Here is a 21,808-nt window from a genome sequence, read left to right as displayed (position 1 = left end):
TCCATGCGGACCATCGACCTTAGAAGTGACACCGTGACCAAACCCACCAGGGAGATGCTCGAGAGCATCATGGCAGCCCCGTTGGGCGATGATGTTGAAAAAGAGGACGAGACGGTGAACCGCCTTCAAGAAAAGGCGGCACGTATGTTCGGTGCTGGGTCAGCGCTTCTCATGCCGAGCGGGACGCAGGGTAACCTCGTCGCGATGCTGACCCATTGCAGGCGCGGTGACGAGATAATCCTGGAATCTGAGGCCCATATGTACTACTACGAGGTGGGAGGGATGTCCGCCCTGGTGGGCGCCATCCCAAGGCTCATCAAGGGTGAAAGAGGGGTCTTCACCGCCGAGGAGGTCGAGGCGGCCATCAGGCCCTATGACCCATTGCACTACCCCCCTTCGACCTTGTTGGAGATAGAGAACACGCACAACCGCGCCGGAGGCTGTTGCTGGACCCCCGACCAGGTGGCGTCAGTGAGCAAGGTGGCCACGGACCACGGCCTCAAGGTCCACATCGACGGAGCAAGGATATTCAACGCAGCCATCGCGCTGGACGTCAGCGTGAGGGAGTTCATGAGACATGTGGACAGCATGAGCTTCTGTCTGTCGAAAGGGCTGTGCTGCCCTGTCGGCTCGGTCCTGTTGGGGAGCGATGATTTCATCGAAAGGGCGAGGGCGAACAGAAAGATGGTAGGGGGAGGCATGCGCCAGGCAGGCATCATCGCTGCCCCAGGCATTGTCGCTTTGGACAAGATGGTCCATCGATTGAAGGAGGACCATGATAACGCGGCCATGCTGGCGAGAGGACTTCAGGACATCGACGGCATCGAGATAGACATGAGGACGGTCCAGACCAACATAGTCATCGCCAACGTCAAGGGCACGGGGATGAGCTCTGACGGGTTCGTGGAGATGTGCGCCAGGAACGGGATCAGGATATTTTCCTTCGGGCCAGAGACAGTGAGGTTCGTCACCCACCATGGCATCGAAAAAGAGGATATCGAGGAGACCGTGGCGAGGATAGAAAGGGCGCTCTCCTGATCAGCCCTTGCCAATGGCGGAATAATAAAATCCTTTCTTCCTCACATCGCTGGCGTTGAAGATGTTTCTTCCATCGATCAGTATGGGGGTCCTCATTTCATGTCTCAACCTGTCAAGGTCGAGGGACTGATATTCTGAATGGTCTGTGACGAATATCGCGCAATCCGCTCCTTTGATCGCCTCATAGGGGTCGCGGACCAGCGGGGCAACATATCTTTCCTTGACGAACCTGTCATGGACGACCACATCGGCCAGAGACATCATCCTGTCGATCACCGGGACGGCCGGTGAGTTCCTGGTGTCATCGGAGTTCCTCAGAAATGCCAGGCCCATGACCGCCACCTTAGGTCTATTCCCATTTCCAAAACGTTCTTTCAATGCCCTGACGGCAAGGTCGGCAAGGTGCTCAGGCATCCCCTCGTTGACCGCCCTTGCAGAAGGGATGACCTTGGCATTTACGTCCGGTGCGGAGCTGAGAAGAAGCCATGGGTCCTTGGGGAGACAATGCCCCCCCACTCCGGACCCTGGGACGTGCATGTCCCTGAACGGACATGTGTTGACGAGCCGTCTCACCTCATAGGCATCCCCGCCAAGCGCCTCGCATAAAAGAGCGACCTCATTGGCGAAGGCGATCTGGACATCCCTATAGGCGTTCTCCACCGTTTTTGAGATCTCCGCTGAGAGAAGGTCGGTGGGGTGGAGCTCGGCCTTGACGAACTTCGAATAGAAGTAAGCGCCCGCTCTGATGGACGTAGAATCCAGGCCTCCGATCACCCTTTCGACCGAACGCATATTGGTCAACAACTTACCAGGCATCACCCTCTCCGGGCAATGGACCAGCGAGAAGTCCTTGCCTGCCTTGAGACCGCTCCCCTTCTCGAGGACCGGTATGACCAAAGACGAACATGTGCCTGGTGGCAAGGTAGATTCGACCGATACCAACTGCCCCGTCTTCAAGTTCCTTGCGATATCTCCCAGTACGTTCCTTAGGATGGTGAGATCGGGCCTCCTTTCGACGACCGGAGTATCAACGCATATGAACACAGCGTCGGCCTTTGCGATCACGCTGATGTCCGAGGTCGCCCTCAGGTCCCCGTTCTTGACAACCTCTTCAATAAGATCCACAAGGCCTGGCTCCTCTCCTTTGATAGGGCTCAACCCTTGCATAATGGTGGAGATCTTCCTTTGATCGATATCCACTCCATATGTCTGACATCCGCTCTCAGCAAGAAGGCAGGCGAGCGGAAGCCCGACATAACCAAGCCCTACGACGACTGCGGTCTCCCTTGGCATCGGGCATCTTATGCCTCGCGTATATTTTAAGAATGTTCTAAGGAGGGATCAAAATAAAATATCAAGCCATGGCATCAGTTGCATGAGCGTGTGGGCATTGAGGGTCTTACACATCGAGAATCCTGCCGGAGTGGCATCTGAGCTTAGAGATGCTCAAAGGAGATCAGGCGTTGATTCGGATGTATTGGTGACATGGCCCAACCCCATGAAATTCCCGGTCGACCACGAGGTCCCCCTCAAAGGGATGACGCTCACAAGTTTAAAGGGGATGAAGGAGGTCATCAGGATATCCTCTGGATATGACGTCCTTCATGTCCACACAGGAATTAATTGGAAAAGGGCCGACCTCGTATGGTTGGGAGCGATAAGAAAAAGGCCCATTCTCCTTCATTATCATGGGTCAGAAACAAGATTGGGTTACGGGGCCTACTATAGCTCTCTTGGCGACGCCAAGGTGGTCGCCACGCCCGACCTTCTTGACTGGTGGGAGGACGCTGAATATGTACCGAACCCGGTCAAGGATGAGCTTTTTAACGTGCCATTTTCCCCTCCATCAGGTACGATAAAGATCCTTCATATGCCGACCGACAGGACGATCAAAGGTACTGATAAGGTGCTCGAAGCGATCTCCCTTTTGAAAAAAGATGGCCTGGCAATCGAGTTCACGGTCCTCGAGCACGTCCCTCATGATGAGGCTATATCAGCTATTAGAAGGTCGGATATCGTTATCGATTGGATATCAGATAGAAGCGTCACAGGTATAGCTGGCATCTACGGTAAGACCTCGATCGAGGCGATGGCACTTGGAAAGGTGGCCGTGGCCTTCATCGATGATGAAATGAGGCAAAGATATCCGAAGGACATCGGGGTCGTATCTCCGGCCGAGCCAACAGCATTATCGTTGGCAGAATGTCTTAAGGGTCTTATCACCGACGCTGACCGTCTTACTACTGTCATGAGAAAGGGCAGAGAATATGCGCTCAGGGAACACAATCAAAACAAGATAGTCCAAACATTTGAAAGGATCTATTCGGCGATAGCGTGAGCGATACTATTCCTATAAGAATCATCGGTGCTTGACGGCCTGGTAAAGTTTATTTAAATTGTCCATGTTATGGCTTTCTTGTCAATCCTTGTCATGCGTCTGACAAGGATGTGCGTTCTCCAGACCTGGGACAGAGTCTCGGTCTGTGATGCGCACGGACCACAGAAAGAGGCGATGATTTGAGCAACAGGCTTTTCACAGTTGGCCCGGTGGAAGTGTTCTCGGACACGCTCGAGGCGATGAGCAGACCGATGATCATCCACAGAGGTAAGGAATATCAGAAGCTCCAGAAGGGCATCGTCGAGAAGTTGCACAAGGCATTGGACACCGACCTCGAGATCTACCTTTCACCATGCTCCGCGACAGGATTCCTCGAGTCTTGCGTCCGTTGTGGCGTGAAAAGGAAGATGGTCGGCATTTCGAACGGATCATTCGGTGACAGGTGGCAACAGATCGGGACGGCCAACGGAAAGCTCGTGGACAAGATCGACTGTGAATGGGGGAAGGCGATCAGGAAGGAGCACATCGATGGAAGGATCAGCAAGGATGCGGAGGCCGTCACCATCGTTTCCAATGAATCGTCGACGGGCGTGCTGAATCCGATGGTCGAGCTTGCTGAGGCGGTCAGGGATAATGGGGACCCACTGCTGTTCGTTGACGGTGTAACTGCGGTGGGCGCGGTCGACATGAGGTTGAGGGAGATGCGGCCTGATGCTTTGGTCTTCGGAAGCCAGAAAGCATTGGCCCTCCCGCCAGGCCTGGCGATAATCTGCGTCTCCGATAGGCTTCTTAAGAAGGCTGAACAGGTCGAGAACCGAGGTTACTACTTCGACCTGCTCGAGATAAAGAAGTTCGCGGACAAGGACCTGCCGCTCACAACGCCGGCGGTATCCTTACTTTATGGGCTGGATTATCAGCTCGACAAGTGGCTCAAAGAAGGGTCCGCAGCGAGGTTCGAGAGGCACGAGGCGATGACCAAGATGGTGCATGATTGGGCAAAGAAGAGGTTCGGGCTCTTCGCTGAGCACGGCTTCCGTTCAAGGTCCATCAGTGTCATCGAGACCGGAAAGTTCGACTTCTCAGAATTCGATAAGAAATTGAAAGAGAAAGGTTTCGAGGTCTCCCCAGGTTACGGAAGGGTGAAGGACATGACCTTCCGTATCGGACATATGGGCGACCTGACGACCAAGGACATACAGGAACTGCTCAGTGCAATGGACTCAGTGCTGGAGGGGATGTAATGAAGATACTGATCACGGACGAGCTCTCCAAGGAGGGCATCGAGATGCTCACGAAGGACGGGGCGATCCAGGTGGACGTCAGGCCGAAGATTTCTCAGGAGGAGCTCATCAAAATCATAGGTGACTATGAGGCGTTGATCGTCAGGAGTGGAACCAAGGTCACCGCCCAGGTGATCGAGGCCGGTAAGAAGTTACGCGTGGTCGGACGCGCCGGTGTCGGTGTGGACAACGTGGACGTTGAGGCTGCGACCAGGCGCGGGGTGCTGGTCATGAACACGCCGGCCGCGAACATAATCTCGGCGTCCGAGCATACGATGGCGATGATGCTAGCCTGGGCCAGGAACATCCCTTCGGCTGACGTCTCAATGAAAGAGGGCAAGTGGGAAAGGAGCAAGTTCATGGGCATAGAGCTCAGCGGGAAGACCCTGGGCATCGTGGGCATTGGAAGGATCGGCGGGGAGGTGGCCAAGAAGGCAAAGGCCTTCGGGATGAAGCTTGTCGGATATGACCCGTTCATCTCACAGGAGCTAGCGGTAAAGCTAGGCGTCAGGCTCCTGCCTTTGGACAAGGTCCTTCAGGAATCTGACATAATAACCATACACGCACCTCTCACACCAACGACGCATCATCTGATCGGTAAGGCCCAGTTCGATATGATGAAGCCCCATGCGGTCCTCATCAACTGTGCTAGAGGGGAGATCGTTGACGAGAACGCTTTGGTAGAGGCGTTGGAGACAAAGAGGATAGCTGGGGCCGCATTGGACGTCTTTGAGAAGGAGCCCCCGAAGGGATCCAAGCTCCTGACGCTCCCCAACGTTGTTCTGACACCGCACCTGGGCGCAAGCACAAAGGAGGCGCAGGAGAAGGTCTCTGTGGAGATGGCCGAGCATGTGAAGCTGTTCCTTCTGGAGAACAAGATTACGAACGCCGTGAACGCCCCCATCAGCAAGGTGGACCCGAAGGTGGCACCGTTCATCCCTATCGCCGAGAGGCTCGGTTCGTTCTGCATGCAGATAGTTGACGGTCCAGTGAAGAAGGTGGAGGTCGAGATGCACGGTGAGATCGCCAACCTGGACACGAAGATGGTCACCGTGTCCGCCCTCATAGGCGTGCTCCAGAATGTAACTGGAGAGACCACGAACGTGATCAATGCCATATCGATAGCTAGAGAGAAGGGGATACAGGTCGTCGAGTCGAAGGTCGATGAGGCCGGGCTCTTCACGAACATGCTCGTCGTCCGGATATCGAGCGACGGGACGAAGCATGAGGTCCGTGGCACGGCCTTCCCGTCGGACCAACCGAGGATCCTAGGTGTGGACGAGTTCGATCTGGACATGCCCCTGGAGGGCGACTTCATATTGACCAAGCATGATGATATGCCTGGTATGATAGGTAAGATAGGCAACGCGCTCGGGTCCAGAAAGGTGAACATCGCGAGGATGGGCGTCGGGCGTGTCGGGAAGTTGGGAAGGGCGCTCATGCTCATATCGGTGGACGACCCTGTGGACAAGACGGTCCTTGAGGAGCTCAGGGCGCTTCAGAACTTCAACGAGGTCCGATATATCACGCTCAGCCACATGCGGACCAAGGAGTACATGAACATCTGAGAACAGAAACCCTTTCATCCTCCTATTTTCCTGTGGCCCTAGCCTATCATCACTATCGGCAAGTGTTATTACTGCCAGCGCTCATGACGTCGTGTGAAGTTCCTATCAGTGGTGGGGGCAAGGCCTCAGTTCGTCAAGTTGGCGCCGATCCACAGGGCCATGAAAAGGCACGAGCATGTGATCGTGCACACAGGACAGCATTATGATTATAAGATGAGCCAGGTCTTCTTCGAGGTATTGAACATCCCTGAGCCAAAGCACAACCTAGGGATAGGTTCGGGAGCCCACGGAGAGCAGACGGCCAGGATGCTCTCGGCGGTGGAGGACGTACTGATGAAGGAAAGACCGGACGTCGTCATCGTATATGGCGATACGAACTCGACCCTCGCAGGTGCATTGGCGGCGGTGAAGATGCTGATGCCCGTGGCCCATGTAGAGGCAGGACTCAGGTCATACCGAAGGTCGATGCCCGAGGAGATAAACAGGGTCCTCACCGACCACATATCCAGCATATTGTTCTGCCCGACCGATGTCGCCTCTGACAATCTAAGGAAGGAGGGCATTACGAAGAACGTTCATGTGGTGGGCGACACGATGGCACAGACGCTGTTGGAGATGTGTCCTAGATTGGACAGGTCCATGGTGGAGAGGTATGGGGTAAGGGTCGGGGGATATGTCCTGGCCACGGTGCACAGACAGGAGAACGCCGATTCAAGGAAGAACATGTCAGAGATACTATCGGCAATGGCGGACCTTGGGATGGATGTCGTGCTGCCCCTTCACCCGCGCACGGTCAAGAACTTGAATTCTTGGGGCATGATGGACAAAGCCCTATCATCCAAGAACATAAAGGTGGTGGAACCGATGGACTATGTGACCTTCACTGCGATGGAGAAACATGCGGCGCACATCCTGACAGATTCGGGCGGGGTACAGAAGGAGGCGTACATCCTCAAGGTACCATGCACCACAATGAGGGACGAGACCGAGTGGGTCGAGACGCTTGATGGAGGATGGAACGTCCTCGCAGGCGCCTCGAAGGAAAAGATCGTGCAGGCGGTCCTCAGGCCACGACCTGATGCACCTCAGATCTCGTACGGGGATGAGAGGGTGAGCGAGAGGATCGTCCACATCCTCGAGGAGGCATTTCTGAGCTGAGCTTCAGATCTTATCGAGAACGCTCTCCACCTTTCTGCGCATGGGCCTCTCATCTCTCCTATCATCGATGGTTATATGGGTGATGACCCTGTCGGACATCTCCGCCACCCTCTTGTGGCACAATGATATCGTCAACATGACTGTCTCATGGTCTCCTTGGATTATGGTCCCCATCGGCGTCAGCTCAAAGTCCAATCCCGACCGCTTCACGATCTTGATGCACTCAGCGACATACTCGCTTATTCCGACCCCGTTGCCTAAGGGAACGATGCTGAATTCCGCTATCATATGAGGTCACCTCAGGTCCTCGTGCCTTATCCCATATCCACCTCAGATAGGTTCTTTATAAATCTTATTAGAGGTCGATCGATGATGGCAGGTGACGATCTTTCATATCTTATGATATTCTTTTCACATATCGCCCGGCGCATCTTTTCGGACCAAATATTATATATACAGAATCTCAAATGATTTCCTTTTATAATATTCATAAAAACCGTTTATCCCGTAAATCACCTCTAAAGGGGCCTATAACAATGAAGAGCAACACTAACAAGTCCCGCAATTTTTCCAGCGGAAAGAGTGGAAGTGGAAAGACCGCCTCATTGAGCATGGTCGGTGCACAGACGATCAAGAACGACTACCCGATCGCAGGCGGGGCCGATAAACAACCTACTTTTGAGATCTGTTTTGATGATAAATGCACAACGTTGACGGTCGACCACCTTACCCAGGCGATACGCAACGGCATCGATAAGGATGGAATGCCAGAGGAGCAGGCCCGTGGGATGGCGCAGCATGTCCTGAACTTCTTTGGATATAGCGAGAGGATAATCGACAACGTGCTGGAACCGGAGGACCGCGATGCGTTCTATCAGTTGGAGGACACCGGCATCCTGACGACCGAAAGGGAGGAGACGACCTTGTATGATGGCCGAGAGTGGAGGATACATTATTGGCTCTTCAGGAAGGAACGCATCTTCGAGCTGATCAACCTTGATGGGGGGCAAGGGGGCAGGTCGGACGATTCTTCATTCAACTATGGCGATGTTCCAGACGAGATCTGGCAACGTTCAAAATAAACGATAAACGGGCGGTCCCTAGTTTCGGGGACCTCGACGAAACCATATTCTAAAGTACACCAATTAATCAGATGGATGAAGCTTTTCCCTTACGAGCCGAGACCTTATCAGAAGGAGTTCGTCACGCTCGTCGAGAAGGTGGCCGAGGAAGGCCGACATCTCATTCTTGAATCAGGTACTGGTACGGGCAAGACCATATGCGCCCTTTCCGGCAGCCTTCAGGCGGCCCTGCGGACCGGCAAGAAGGTATTATACCTCACCAGGACGAACTCCCAGGAAAGGCAGGTGATGTTGGAGCTGAGAAGGATCTCGGCGAAACATCAGGTCTTCGGGATCGCGATACAGGGAAGGCAGGTGACCTGCCCCCTCTTCAGAAGGGACCCGGACCTTAGGGCAGGCTCCCCTGAGGAACTGTCAAGATTGTGCAGGGAGAAGAAAAGGAAGGTATTGCAGGGCAAGGAGGGCGGCTGCAGGTTCTTCCAAGAGACCAGGCTATCCGACATGGACGGGGTCTTCAACTACTGTCGCATCAACTTACCGACGGCCGAGGAGTTCGTCGATCATTGCGACTCCAAAGGTCTCTGCCCACACGAGCTCATGAAGGAGCTGGCAAGGGAAGCAAGGGTCGTGGCGGCCCCGTACGCATATTTCTTCATCCCTTTCATAAGGAACTCTTTGTTGGACTGGATGGACGTTGCGATGGAGGACCTTGTGGTCATAGTGGACGAGGCCCATAACCTTCCGGAATATACCAGGGAGGTAGAGAGCTTCCAGATGAGCAGATGGTCGATCGACTCCGTCGAGAAGGAGATAGACGAGTATGGAGACCCCGAGGTGTTGGACGGGGTGAGCATAAGGGATGTGGCACAGGAGATCAAGAAGCTCCTCGACATCGCAGTCGGTGAGTATCTCATAGATGAGGATGGGCTGATACCCCCCTCCTTCCTTGAGGAGGGTCTCATGGAGGCGTTCACGACGTCCTCCCGTGGGATCCTCACCATCTCGAAGGCGTTGATGGAGCAAGGGGAGGTCATAAGGGAGAGAAAGCTCCAGGAATCAAGGTTGCCCAGGTCGTATATATTTGCCATGGGGGCCTTCATCAACAACTGGGCATCCCTTGAGGAAGGTGAGTATGTCAAGCTGGTGATAGGAGGTGAGAACCCCAGCTTCAAGGCCTTCTGCCTTGACCCTGTTGTGACGACCTCGGTCCTGTTGAGCTGTGGTGCCTCCATTCACATGTCCGGAACACTCGTGCCCCTCGTGGAGTACAGGGACTCGATCGGGCTCCCCACCGACACATCCATGGCCACCTTCCCTTCTCCTTTCGCAAAAGAGAACAGGGATGTCATGTACGTCGAGGATGTGACCACGAAATATGAGGAGATGGCCCAGGACGATGGGATGATCACAAGGATGGAGGACCATGTCGTGGCCATATGCAATGTGATGAGCAGGAACACCGTCGTGTTCTTCCCTTCATACTCTATGATGGACCGTTTCATCGCCGACAGGACGCTCGCAAGGATCAAAAGGAAGGTCCACGTCGAGGAGAAAGGCATGGCCCAGACGGACCTGATGGAGGTCGTCTCCAGGTTCAAGGGACAGAGGGACGAGGGTGCGGTCCTGTTCGCTGTGATGGGAGGAAGGATCAGCGAGGGGATCGATTTCCCAGACAAGGACCTCCAGGTCGCGGTGCTGGTCGGCGTCCCCTATCCGAAGCCGACCGCAAAGCAGAGGGCGCTGATGCACTTCTATGAGACGAAGTTCAGGAAGGGGTGGGAATATACCGTCAAGGCACCCACCTATAGAAAAATGGCACAGGCGATAGGACGCCTTATAAGGACGGAGACGGACATCGGCGCCGCGGTGATACTTGACCGGAGGGCAAAGCAGTTCGCCGATAGGATGGATATGAGGGCCGTGGAGGCCCCGGTAAACGAGCTGGTACGGTTCTTCAGGTCTAGAGGTCAGGCTGAGAAAGATTAATGGGGCCGCAGGTAATGGGCCGGTCGATGGACCTACTGAGCCTCTTGATATATGTGGCGGCCGGTCTTTGGCTCATGCTGCCTGCCTATCTGCCCAATTCCGCGGCGGTCATATTCGGCGGCGGCAGGCCGATCGACCTTGGGCGGTCCTGGAGGGGGAGGAGGCTTTTAGGGGAAGGAAAAACCTGGAGAGGTTTTATAGGAGGGGTCTCGGCGGGGACGGCCTTGGGGCTGTTGCAACTATATGTAGCATACCCATTCGACGATTCTGCCTATTGGGGGTTCGGGGATCTCCCTGACTCCATGGGATTGGTGTTCGTCCTTGCGCTTGGCTCGTTGCTTGGTGACCTATGCGGGGCGTTCATCAAACGGAGGCTTGGTTTGGAACGGGGAGCAAAAGCCCCTGTCCTGGACCAGTACAACTTCATCGCTGGTGCAATGCTGCTGTCCTTGGCCATATACCCATCCTGGTTCATCGGGGCGTTCGTCGAGGGGGAGCATATAATAAGCCTCCTCTCGGTGCTCATCATCACCCCCTTGTTGCACCGGGGGGTCAATATCATAGGCTATAAGAAGGGTCTGAAGAAGGTACCATGGTGATCGGATGAGCGAAAGGACAAGAAAGGCTCTGGTCGAGTGCGGTGCCCTGCTCTATGGGGACTTCACTTTGGCATCAGGGAAGAAGAGCGGCTATTATATCGACATAAAAAAGGCCAGCACAGACCCCCAGGTATTATCTTTGATCGCCGAGGAGATGTCATCGCTGTTGGCGATGAAGGGAATGAAGGTCGACAGGATCGCAGGAGTGGTCCTTGGCTCGATACCTCTTGCCGTTGCGCTGTCGCTGAAGACAGGCATACCGTTCATCATGGTCAGGAAGGAGAAGAAGGACCATGGCACAACGAAGCTCATCGAAGGAGCTTATTCGAGAGGTGAGAAGGTCCTCGTCGTCGAGGATGTTGTTACGTCGGCCGGGTCGGCGCTATACGCCATCGAGGTTTTGAGAGGGGAGGGCCTGACCGTCGAGAACGTCTTCTCCGTCGTCGACCGGGAGGAAGGCGGGAGGAAGAAGCTCGAGGAGGTAGGAGTGGAGCTTTCCTCGCTGGTCACTGCGACGGACGTGCTGAGGAAGTAGATGTCCTTGGACCTTGAATGTGCATTATGCCCGCTGAGCGCATGGAGGACGCGGGTAGTACCACCTTCCGGTGACCTCTCCTCGCCTGTCGTTCTGGTCGGGGAGGCACCGGGCGAGAGCGAGGACAGGCTCGGTGCGCCTTTCGTCGGAAGGGCAGGGAAATGGTTGGACAAATGCATGCAGGAGGCAGGCCTCGACCGAAGGTCCGTGATGATCACCAACACGGTCAAATGTAGGCCCCCTGGCAACAGGAGGCCTGATGCTCAGGAGCTTGCCGCCTGTCGGCGATACCTGATGGACGAGCTGAGGGGAAGGGAGCTCATCGTCGCCTTGGGCAGCACAGCTATAGAGGCGCTGCTCGGCTCAGAGGTCAAGGTCTCAGAGGTAGCGAACAGGACCGTCAAGGTGGACATCGAAGGGATCGGGACAATGGACGTCCTCCTTACGTTCCATCCGAGCGCCTGCATCTACAACAAGGAGGCAAGGTCAAGGCTCATCGATGCGATGAGGATGGTGAGGGACCATCTCAATGTTCGAACGTCAGCCTCTTCCGGAAAAGAAACCTGATGTTCCCTATTCCATCCTTCCACGAGGAGAGCTTGACCTCTCCGACCCTTTTCCTGTAGGCTATCGGGACCTCCTTGGACCGCACCTTCTTGAAGGCCTCCAGCTTGATCTCCTCGGACATGGCCATCCCATCGCTGGTTATGTCGAGCTTAGGCACAATGGACCTCCTGAAGACCCACATGCCGCTCTGCGAGTCCCTTATCATGACCCCGAAGAGCACGTTCATGGTCAGGGTCAGCAGTTTGTTGCCTAGCCGATGCTTTGCGCTCATGGCCCCCTTTTCCAGATCAGCGAACCTGTTGGTGGTTATGAAGTCCAGGCCCTCTGCATCCAACATCCTTGCAAGACGGGGGATCTCCTCAGCAGGATATGTGCAGTCAGCGTCCAAAGTGGCTATGACGTCCCCCGATGCCCTCTCGAAACCGGTCTTGTAGGCACGGCCGTACCCCCTCCTCGGCTCATCGATGACTATCGCCCCTTTCTCCCTCGCGATCTCGACCGTCCGGTCCTTGGACCTAGTATCGACTATCATCACCTCAAGCTCAAGGTCTGTTCCGGAGAATGCGCGGACGACAGAGTCAATGACGGCCCCAATGCCCTGCTCCTCGTTCATCGTTGGGATAATGACGCTGACCCTCAGTGGACCACCTGACGCTAAGCGAACGGACTTCTTTCATAAAATGGTTGTCAGAAAGACATGAGCCTCGGAGCGGTAGCCCTAGGCACGTCCTTCTCCCGGACGGTCCCCGAACAACTTGAAGGCAACATACCCCATCATCGCCACCGTAAGCCTGCTCAAGGACCAGAAGGTCGTCTTCTGGCGGAACATCTTCAGGGGGTCATAGGACGACCAGAGCCTACCATGTTTCATTGTCAGCTGCTTCCTTCCAGCCCCGTTCCAGAAGGCCTGCTTGAAGAACCTGTACAAGGTCGATTTGTGCCTGTGATAGACAATGGCGTTCTCATTGTAGACGATCTTGTATCCCTTGTCCACCACCCTCAGGTTGAGGTCGATGTCCTCGGCCGTTATGAACCAAGGGTCGAACTTGCCCGCCTCGATCACCGCCTCCCGGACGAAGGCCTCGTTGCAGCTTGGCCAGGAGATGTCGACACCTTTGAAATAGAGCTCCACCCTGTCCAAGGCCACCCAGGCATCCAATCCCAGGGTGATGGTCTTGCCGACGACGACCTTGTTGCCCTCCATTATGCTCCTTCTCAGCTCCTTTATCCAGAAGGGGTTTGCGATGCAATCCCCTCCGATGAAAGCAAGGATATCACCCTTGGACATGTCTATGCCATAGTTGGTGCTCTCTCCTCTCCTGCCAGGTTTTACATATAGGCTTATGAAGGGGTACCGTTCCATATAGGACCTCACTATCTCCCTGGTCCGGTCCTTGCTGGCAGCATCCACAACAACTATCTCCATCGGCTGCTCCTGTATGACAAGACTGTCGAGAAGGTCCCCGATGTTCTTCTCTTCGTTCATCACGTTAAGGACGACGCTGACCAACATGGCAACATATCGAGATGTTGGCCTGGGATATATTAATTGTCAGAGGAATATCATCAGTTGCAATACCGATACTCAGGGCCATCATACTTTTATGGCCTAAACAATACACCTATGGACATGAGACTGTTGGCGGACTTTTATTCCATCAAGGACTGCGAGATCGGGGAGGGCACGATAGTCAGGGATTTCGTGAACCTCTACGGGTGCAAGATCGGGAAGGACTGCAAGATAGCGGCCTTCGTAGAGATACAGCGCGGGGTCGAGATAGGGGACCGATGCAAGGTCGAGGCCTTCGCTTTCATACCTACTGGCGTCAAGATAGAGGAAGAGGTGTTCGTGGGACCGCACGTTGTATTCACGAACGACATTTATCCAAGGGCGGTGGGCGATTGGAAGGTCATCCCCACCTTTGTCAGGAAGGGGGCCTCCATAGGGGCCAATGCCACAATAGTGTGCGGCGTCGTGATAGGGGAAGGGGCCATGGTGGGGGCCGGCGCGGTAGTCACCAAAGATGTCCCGCCTGACACATTAGTGGTCGGCAATCCTGCCAGACCGGTCAAGAGATTGAGGTGATAACAACGATGGAAAGAATACCTTTGGGGAGACCTGAGGTCACCAAGGAGATGATAGATGCGATGACCTGCGCCCTTCAGAATGAAAGGCTCGTGCTCGGCGAGAGCGTACATAGGTTTGAGGAGGCGTTCGCCAGGTATACAGGTACGAAGCACGCCGTATCCGTATCCTCCGGGACGGACGCTCTGAGATTGGCAATGATCGCATCGAGGTTGGAATCAAAGGACGTTGTAACAACCCCTCTCTCCTTCATCGCCACGGCAAATGCGGCGGTCCAGGCAGGTGCTGTGCCGAGGTTCTCGGATGTATGCTATGAGGACAACAACATTGACGTGCAAAAGTTAAGGGCGAACCTCACTTCGAGGGCTGGGGCGTTGCTGCCCGTGCATCTTTTCGGCCACCCATGCAAAATGGACGAGATCAACGACCTGGCAAGAGAAAAGGGGATCAAGGTCATTGAAGATGCATGCCAGGCGCACGGAGCACTATACCGTGGGAAGAAGGCAGGTGCCATCGGCGACATCGGATGCTTCTCGTTCTATCCCACCAAGAACATGACCGTTGGAGGGGATGGCGGCATGATAACAACCGATGACGCGGACCTGGCGAAGGAGATAGCAAAGCTGAGGGACTGCGGCAGGGTGTCCAGGTATGTGCATGACGTCATAGGTTTCACTTCAAGGCTCAACACAGGCAACGCCGCCTTCGGTCTGGTGCAGTTGAAGTATCTGGATTCCTGGAACGAGAGAAGGAGGGCGATAGCAGGGCGGTACGATTCTCTTCTAAAGGACGTGGAGGAGGTCGTCCGCCCACCTAGGCCCGACAAGGACGTCAGCCCGGTATATCATCTTTATGCGATCAAGTGCAAGGACCGGGACGGCCTGGCTAAGCACCTGAACGACAACGGCATCGAATGCGGGGTCCATTACCCCGTCCCGATCCACCTACAGCCAGTATATGTTCAGAGATATGGATATAAGCCAGGGGATCACCCAGTCAGCGAAGCATTGTCAGAAAGCTTATTGTCATTACCTATCTTCCCATCCTTAAAGGATGAACAGGTGAGAAAGGTGGCAGAGACGGTGGCGTCTTTCTATGGAAGGTGAAAAGATGAGAAGGTTCGAGGTCGGGGTTTTAGGGGTCGGATATTGGGGCAGGAAGATAGTCGAGGAATACAGCGCGCTCCAGAATGTGAAGGTCAGTGCGGTCTCGGACCTGATGGACAAGAACCTGAAGTATGCCAAGGAGCGCTATGGTGTCCAGAACCTTATGCACGACTATCGGGACGTGCTCGCCATGGATTCCATCACGGCGGTGCATATCTGCCTGCCGAACTCACTTCATTATATCGCATGCAAGGAAGCATTGGAGAAGGGAAAGCATGTGCTCGTCGAGAAGCCGATCACCCTGACATCTAAGGAAGGAGAGGAGCTCGTCCAGCTGGCAGAGAGCAGGAATTTGACATTGAGCGTCGGTCATATCTACAGGTTCAATAACGCCTTGGCCGAGGTGAGACGGCTGTGGTCCGAGAATTTTTTCGGAAGGGTCTTTTTACTGAACCTCACATGGACGAACCAGGAACCGGTGTTCACAGATAGAGATGTCATAGTCGATCTCGCGCCACATTATTTCGACATCGTGAACTATCTTTTCGGGGAATGGCCCCAGAGGATATCATGCGTGGCCAGACCATATCGGCAGACGGACAAGGAGGAGGCGGCATACATCACCTGCGAGATGCCGAGCGGCGCGGTGGCGTTCGCGCATCTCAATTGGCTCGGCCCCAAGAAGGTGAGGCAGATCGAGATCGTTGGGGAGAGCAGGTCCTGCATCATCGATGCCGTGGGCCAGGTGGTCACGGTGCATGAGAGCGGATACACCTATCAGCTTGGCGTCACAAGGAACAACACGATAAGGGATGAGCTGATACATTTCATAAGGTCGATAGGAGACCCCTCTACAGAGACAAGGAACTCTGGGTCGATTGGAGTAAAGACGGTCGAGATGATTGAACTTACGAAGAAATCATTGGCCCAAGGAAGGACAGTTCAAAATGGTTAGAGTGTGCAGATGAAAAAAAAAGTTTTGATGCTGTTATCCAATGAATATCGGCCCGATCCACGCGTATATAAGGAAGCGGCTAAACTTCAGGCAATAGGAAAAAATGTAACAATATTATGTTGGAATAGACGATTGGAAAAAGAACCTATCACAATCGACGATAGTGGGGCGAAAATAAAGAGGCTTAATACTATTAAGACAACACATAAAATTATTTTGCCTATTGGATTATTTTGTTTCTATCTGAAGGCAATCCTCCATGGGTTAAGAGAAAGACCAGATGTAGTTCACGCTCACGATTTAGATACCCTTTTCCCTGGGCTGATGATCTCAAAAATAGGTCGAGCTCATCTTGTCTATGATGCCCATGAACATTATTCTCATATGGTTTCTGTCGATATTGGAGAAAAATTGTCATTTTTCTTTGATTTTATTGAATCGCTCATGGTCAAAAGAGCAGGAACAGTGATTGCAGCCAATGATGCCATTGCAAGTTATTTAAAATCACATACTGAAGAAGAGATAACAGTGATTATGAATTGCATCGAGAACCCTGGCATCCATCGTTTTGAAGTCATCAATGGGCCTACGATATTCTATGGTGGCAGTTTGGAACCAGGGAGGTACATTGAAGAAACTATCGACGTTGTACAGCAGACACCCTGGCTTAAAATGAAGATTGCCGGTGACGGACGATTAAAGGAATACGTGATAAATTCTGCAAAGAAATGTGATAGAATAACCTTTCAAGGATATGTAAGTCATAACGACCTCTTAAGAGAGATGGCGTCATCAACTGGCATTTTAGCATTGCTGGACCCCAAAATTCCCAACAATATAATCGGGACCCCCAATAGGATTTTTGAGGCAATGGCAATTGGAGTACCGATACTCGCATCAAAAGGCACCCTGGCAGGAGAGATTGTAAAAAGTGCAGAGGCGGGCTTGGTAATTGATATGGATAAAGAAAATTTAATTGGAGCAATTACAGTATTATCGCAAGAAAGCGAACGCAATCGTTTAGGCGATAATGGCATCAAAGCATATGTAACAAAATACAATTGGCAAATCATGGGAGACCGGCTTGCATATTTATATGATAAAATTAAGTGATTTGGTCATTTCTTAAACTCATCAACAATATATTTCTTCAATTCCTTGATGTTAATTATTTGGGAAACAAAATTAATATCTTCATCCTTAATTTCTTTCATGATGATTGTGACAAGAGAATAGACACCATACGCAATCAATGTGTAATAAGCTAAATCATACCAACGGCCCACTGTCCAAAAATGGGACAATACCACCAGGGTCAACAACGATAAACCAAATGCAATACCATGCTTAACGAATCCTATATAGAACGGAACTTTTACAAATCGATAGGCAACAATCCTCGTTGTGAAATACACCAGCCCCATTGTTATCAACATTGCGATGGCAGCACCTGTATAAGACATGCCAATCATACTGATACCAAACACCTTTTCAGGGACCAGGGCGGTTAACAATAGTACATTCACAACCGTCCCAATAATATAAATTTTTAAAATAATAGAAGGACGATCCGCCGCATAAAGTTGGTAGATATATGCTACATTCAGCATATTCAAAAGGCTGACTATAATCTGAAATTGTAATGCAGAACCAGCATCTCTAAAAGTCCCACCAAAGACAATTCTAGCTACATCATATGGCATTAGAATTATGACAGCAGATATTGGAAGCGCAATAAACATCGAATATCTTTCCATCATGATAGTCTTGTTTATAATGTCTGTCTTCTTCCCTTCATTCCATAACTGGGAGAATAGCGGGAGTATCAGTGTGGCAACTACAGCTCCTACCATTCCCAATATGTTTAAAAACGTTTGGCCAGCGTTGTATAAGGCAACTTCCGAATTCCCCCAAAACGTTCCTAAAAATATTTTGTCAGCATTGGTCATCAAATTTGATACAACCAAAATTAATGCAACAGGTAAAGCATAGGAAAAATAAGACCTGAAAAGCACAGGCCTACCTATGTTGATGCCCTCCCGTGCAAGCAAAGAAATGGCAACTAACATCGTAAGAGCACCTCCCGCGACATAGGCGAGGGACGCTTCAAACGGTCCCATACGGTTTATTGAAACAAATATGATAATTGGAATTCTAATTATCGGATCAACGATGAATGCCAATTGGCTTTTAGCAGTCTGAAGCTTTGCATCGAAGGTATATGTCGCAATCCCAGCAATGTCGTATAAAACAAAATAGATAAGAAGAGCCAAGAGCACATTCAAGTCTCCAGCCAAAATTTCTTTATCGAAGATTACTGGCCAAAGCAGTACTAATCCTAATGTCGTTCCCACCATGGCAAAGATGAGCACAATTCGAACAGCTATGAATGTACTGAGACATTGATTGACATCCTTACCTTCAGAAATTCTTTTAATATGCGCAGTTGAAAAACCAAGATCCGCTATTGTATTGATAGTGGCTAGAAATGCTAAAGAGAACGCTATCGATCCATAACTGTCCTTCCCCAGGTATCTCCACATATAATAATATCCAATAAAGGACAATAAGGCGCTGAACAAACGCGCCAAGAGCATTAACAACGATTTTCGACCAACCAATTGGATCATTTAGGCTAGCAAATTATTCATAATTATAGTTTCTTCAACATTCCAGTCTTTTGATAAATACTAACGTTGGGTGATACAAATATCGTTTTCCACCCATCAATCTCCTTCTCTTTTGGAGAATTGAATAAAAGTATTAGATCGATATCAATTCCAAATTTCAATTTTAATAAATAATTTTCTCTGGGGACTGTTTTTCTAAAAAAGCTAATTCTCTATTGAAATCCATTCCCAACGAACTTGGATTCCCTAGCACAATACTTCCTCCCAGCTTCCAAGGAATGAAATAATGCTTAAGGTTAGAATAGTACGTTGATTTTCTGATTTTCTCTTTAATATGGGCTGGAATTTCATCAATTATAGAATCTAGATCTTTGGCTTTATCACCTTGAAGTGATTTTTTTAATTGGATTGATGCCAAAAACCCAAGAGAAATTAAAAATACGGTAAGAAACCACAAAGTTAGCTCAGGAGAAAAAACAGATTCGATTGTAATTTCCATGACAATTGCCGATGCGATAGTTCCAAACTGAAGATACCTCCATCCATCTCCCCAGACCCAAAATTGTGAAAGAATCCATATGGTCAAACAGAAAATCAATATCAATATGAATCCCACTTCTACTTCTTCATTCAATAGGAACAGAGAAAAAGGTAAACTAAGATATGTAACTGGGTTGGATTTTATTAACCAGAGGGGAGATTCAAATCCTTTCTTTCCTGTTAGATAATGTCCTTTTTTAAGATGATGTCTAAGATATTTTATGTGATCGGGCAGACCAACCTTAAGATACCACCCCCTTGTTATTAAGTTTGCCAACAGGGGCCCAATTATCATAGATGAGAGAATCGCAAGACCAATGCCGGGGGTTTTTATTGTCATGAAAATTCCAACCAACATGACAAAAGGGACAGATGTTTGTAATGCCAATTTGTTGGTTAGGCAAATAAGAGCAATTATTATAGGCATCATTATAAAAATAAATAAAATATTCAAATGATATTGAATAACAACCAGCAAAATGAGAAGCATAAAATTTAGTAGCAAGTTCGATATTGGCCTCGGATTGATGCTGGAACCATCAATTAAATTCCAAGATGAAATGACAAAAACTGCAGGAACGAACAACGGTACCTTTACCCTTGCTGAAACAGCAATCAAATAAGCCAATATAACCAAAAGAGAATCTATAGATGGAGAAATCCATCGTTTTGATCTTTCCACACCTAATAATCTTATTAATTCATGAATCATTGGAGGATATGTCCTCCGAAATAATGGCACCATCCCTGGGTCGTTGAGAGGTAATGCAGACTCCTTGATCGCCAACTTCCCAACCATTAAATGATAATATGCATCATTTCCAAATTCGCCCCTAGTCTTCAAAGCATAGGACCTAGAAAAAAAAGTAACTAGCACAAGCACAAACAAAAAAATAAGTTCTAATTGCGAAACCATTTAATTACACACCTTTTCATACTCAATAATGAATTTCCTGGCATGATCAAAGTGTGAATGATTTTTTATAACGTAGTCTCTAGCTCTTGTTCCTATGAAAATTCTCCGACTCTCATCCATCAATAAATCAACACACGAATCTGCCAATTGGTGACAATCGCCTTCTTTCGTCAACAGGCCGTTTTCTCCATGTTTAATGACCTCCTTGATTCCGCCAATCGAACTTGCGATTAATGGCTTTCCCGCAGACATCCCTTCGAGCATTGTGATCGATGTTGCCTCTTCAACATTAACTGAATGAATTGATGGGACAAGAACCAAATCCGTCGCTGCATATAATGTTGGCATTAATTTATGAGGCACGGATCCCAAGAAGAGTACATTTCTCGCTATTCCAAGAGATGAAGTTAACCTTCTAAGCTCATTATTTAATGGGCCATCACCCGCTATCACTAGAAGCGCTTCAGGAAAATGCTTTAATATTTCTGGCATGGCTTGAACAGCCACACTAACACCATTTTTTGGGACTAGCCTTCTTGCACATAAAAGTACCTTTGATTTTCTGGGAATATTGAATTTATTTCTCGATTTAAGATATGAGACCTCATCAGATGGCTTAAACAAATCAACATCGACCGCATTCTGGATGACGGAGATGGATTCAGCCTTGTCAGGAACTTTTTTGATAACGTACTCTTTTATCCTTTTATCCACTGCCACTATTCGGTCCGCCTCACTGTATGCAGATATCTCCATATTCAACAATCTGTTCGTCGTTGGAGAATTCGGCATCAACGACCCCACACTTATCATTTCATCCACATAATACCCATGAAGCGTCAGAACACAGGGTATGTCTTTGTTCTTGCCTTTTCTGCTCAAGATATTGAAGGCAACGACATCCTGAGCATTGATCACATTAAAACTGTCATCAATATTATCGGCTCGTTTGTCCAAATTCCTGACGAAATCGTTTAACCATTCGTTATATCTTAGATTGCCATCAGATATTAGCTTCCGCTTTGCCCCTCTCAACGCTCGCCAAGTTTTAAACCGATAGGTCTCTTCCGGACTGAAAATGTTACATTTTAATCCCATTTGATCCAATGCCTGAAAAAGTAAACGGATGTGTGTATGTTTTCCACCCACCCCGCCATTTTTAAAGGGGTCATCTATCGTGGCAATAGCAACTTTGTTCAACATCTTGGGCTTTTATGGGGTTTTCTGTTTTAAAGGTTTGGAGGTGTTTTAGATTGCCAGACTCGGGACTCAATGATGTATTCGTAATAAAAATATCATGTCATTGAATAAATATATATAATAATCAATTCCTTCAGTTATTTCGTCTGACAGCCGTCGGACTCTAGGGATGGGGATGCGGTCGATATACGATAGGTCAGGCCCTGTGCTCTCAACCGGGGGGG

General features: G+C 50.5%; 21 protein-coding genes. 14 read left to right on the top strand and 7 right to left on the bottom strand.

The features are described 5' to 3' along the window. Positions 1–3: 3 nt before the first annotated feature. Positions 4–1,038 carry a low-specificity L-threonine aldolase gene (gene ltaE / locus HPY73_04350; protein QLH74749.1) on the top strand — a complete coding sequence of 345 codons (1,035 nt, stop codon included), beginning with the start codon at positions 4–6 and terminating at the stop codon, positions 1,036–1,038. Here the strand turns inward: ltaE and HPY73_04345 are convergent, their stop codons facing one another. Next, the gene (locus tag HPY73_04345) at positions 1,039–2,331 is read right to left on the bottom strand and encodes a nucleotide sugar dehydrogenase (protein QLH74748.1); all 1,293 of its coding nucleotides are present in this window, start codon (positions 2,329–2,331) and stop codon (positions 1,039–1,041) included. It abuts the gene before it with no gap. An 82-nt stretch (positions 2,332–2,413) separates the two neighbouring features. On the opposite strand from HPY73_04345, the gene HPY73_04340 reads away from it, so the two are divergent. The 4 genes from HPY73_04340 (at position 2,414) to wecB (ending at position 7,382) form a co-directional block, all read left to right on the top strand. Next, positions 2,414–3,376, top strand: coding sequence for a glycosyltransferase family 4 protein (locus HPY73_04340; GenBank protein ID QLH74747.1), 963 nt, complete (start codon positions 2,414–2,416; stop codon positions 3,374–3,376). A gap of 239 nt (positions 3,377–3,615) precedes the next feature. After that, entirely contained in the window at positions 3,616–4,617 is a 1,002-nt protein-coding gene (locus tag HPY73_04335; protein QLH75664.1) for an alanine--glyoxylate aminotransferase family protein, read from the top strand. After that, positions 4,617–6,224 carry a phosphoglycerate dehydrogenase gene (locus tag HPY73_04330; GenBank protein ID QLH74746.1) on the top strand — a complete coding sequence of 536 codons (1,608 nt, stop codon included), beginning with the start codon at positions 4,617–4,619 and terminating at the stop codon, positions 6,222–6,224. The genes HPY73_04335 and HPY73_04330 overlap by 1 nt, the downstream gene beginning before the upstream one ends. Positions 6,225–6,317: 93 nt before the next feature. Then, a complete protein-coding gene (gene wecB, locus HPY73_04325; GenBank protein ID QLH74745.1) occupies positions 6,318–7,382 on the top strand; it encodes a UDP-N-acetylglucosamine 2-epimerase (non-hydrolyzing) in 1,065 nt (354 codons plus the stop codon). Positions 7,383–7,385: 3 nt separating this feature from the next. Here wecB and HPY73_04320 read toward each other — a convergent pair whose 3' ends face one another. Beyond that, complete coding sequence (locus HPY73_04320; GenBank protein QLH74744.1) at positions 7,386–7,670, bottom strand: MTH1187 family thiamine-binding protein; 285 nt, start codon at positions 7,668–7,670, stop codon at positions 7,386–7,388. 395 nt (positions 7,671–8,065) lie between these two features. On the opposite strand from HPY73_04320, the gene HPY73_04315 reads away from it, so the two are divergent. The 5 genes from HPY73_04315 (at position 8,066) to HPY73_04295 (ending at position 12,151) form a co-directional block, all read left to right on the top strand. Continuing rightward, positions 8,066–8,464: a hypothetical protein gene (locus HPY73_04315; protein ID QLH75663.1), complete on the top strand. Its 399-nt coding sequence runs from the start codon at positions 8,066–8,068 to the stop codon at positions 8,462–8,464. 75 nt (positions 8,465–8,539) lie between these two features. After that, on the top strand, positions 8,540–10,450 hold the full coding sequence (locus tag HPY73_04310) for an ATP-dependent DNA helicase (GenBank protein ID QLH74743.1): 1,911 nt from the start codon (positions 8,540–8,542) through the stop codon (positions 10,448–10,450). A gap of 26 nt (positions 10,451–10,476) precedes the next feature. Beyond that, the gene (locus tag HPY73_04305) at positions 10,477–11,049 is read left to right on the top strand and encodes a CDP-2,3-bis-(O-geranylgeranyl)-sn-glycerol synthase (protein QLH74742.1); all 573 of its coding nucleotides are present in this window, start codon (positions 10,477–10,479) and stop codon (positions 11,047–11,049) included. A 4-nt stretch (positions 11,050–11,053) separates the two neighbouring features. After that, the gene (locus tag HPY73_04300) at positions 11,054–11,584 is read left to right on the top strand and encodes an orotate phosphoribosyltransferase (protein QLH74741.1); all 531 of its coding nucleotides are present in this window, start codon (positions 11,054–11,056) and stop codon (positions 11,582–11,584) included. After that, complete coding sequence (locus HPY73_04295; protein QLH74740.1) at positions 11,585–12,151, top strand: uracil-DNA glycosylase; 567 nt, start codon at positions 11,585–11,587, stop codon at positions 12,149–12,151. Here HPY73_04295 and HPY73_04290 read toward each other — a convergent pair. Together HPY73_04290 and HPY73_04285 are read right to left on the bottom strand one after the other, a co-directional pair. Beyond that, the gene (locus HPY73_04290; GenBank protein QLH75662.1) at positions 12,111–12,791 is read right to left on the bottom strand and encodes a glycosyltransferase family 2 protein; all 681 of its coding nucleotides are present in this window, start codon (positions 12,789–12,791) and stop codon (positions 12,111–12,113) included. The genes HPY73_04295 and HPY73_04290 overlap by 41 nt on opposite strands. 78 nt (positions 12,792–12,869) lie before the next feature. Beyond that, on the bottom strand, positions 12,870–13,664 hold the full coding sequence (locus tag HPY73_04285) for a glycosyltransferase (protein ID QLH74739.1): 795 nt from the start codon (positions 13,662–13,664) through the stop codon (positions 12,870–12,872). 117 nt (positions 13,665–13,781) lie between these two features. On the opposite strand from HPY73_04285, the gene HPY73_04280 reads away from it, so the two are divergent. Genes HPY73_04280 through HPY73_04265 form a run of 4 tightly spaced genes read left to right on the top strand, consistent with a single transcriptional unit; the run spans position 13,782 to position 17,411 of the window. Continuing rightward, positions 13,782–14,237: an N-acetyltransferase gene (locus HPY73_04280; protein ID QLH75661.1), complete on the top strand. Its 456-nt coding sequence runs from the start codon at positions 13,782–13,784 to the stop codon at positions 14,235–14,237. Between the two features lie 8 nt (positions 14,238–14,245). After that, positions 14,246–15,343, top strand: a complete 1,098-nt coding sequence (locus HPY73_04275; protein QLH74738.1) for a DegT/DnrJ/EryC1/StrS family aminotransferase — start codon at positions 14,246–14,248, stop codon at positions 15,341–15,343. Between the two features lie 4 nt (positions 15,344–15,347). Then, a complete protein-coding gene (locus HPY73_04270; protein QLH74737.1) occupies positions 15,348–16,298 on the top strand; it encodes a Gfo/Idh/MocA family oxidoreductase in 951 nt (316 codons plus the stop codon). 9 nt (positions 16,299–16,307) lie between these two features. After that, complete coding sequence (locus HPY73_04265; GenBank protein QLH74736.1) at positions 16,308–17,411, top strand: glycosyltransferase; 1,104 nt, start codon at positions 16,308–16,310, stop codon at positions 17,409–17,411. 5 nt (positions 17,412–17,416) lie between these two features. Here the strand turns inward: HPY73_04265 and HPY73_04260 are convergent, their stop codons facing one another. The 3 genes from HPY73_04260 to HPY73_04250 form a co-directional block, all read right to left on the bottom strand. Continuing rightward, complete coding sequence (locus tag HPY73_04260) at positions 17,417–18,928, bottom strand: flippase (protein ID QLH74735.1); 1,512 nt, start codon at positions 18,926–18,928, stop codon at positions 17,417–17,419. Positions 18,929–19,091: 163 nt separating this feature from the next. Next, a complete protein-coding gene (locus HPY73_04255; protein ID QLH74734.1) occupies positions 19,092–20,312 on the bottom strand; it encodes a hypothetical protein in 1,221 nt (406 codons plus the stop codon). Positions 20,313–20,384: 72 nt separating this feature from the next. Continuing rightward, on the bottom strand, positions 20,385–21,587 hold the full coding sequence (locus tag HPY73_04250; protein ID QLH74733.1) for a glycosyltransferase family 4 protein: 1,203 nt from the start codon (positions 21,585–21,587) through the stop codon (positions 20,385–20,387). Positions 21,588–21,808: the final 221 nt, after the last annotated feature.

This window comes from Methanomassiliicoccales archaeon (assembly GCA_013415865.1).
Taxonomy (GTDB): Archaea; Thermoplasmatota; Thermoplasmata; order Methanomassiliicoccales; family UBA472; genus MVRC01.
This window is presented reverse-complemented; position numbering and strand designations above follow the sequence as displayed.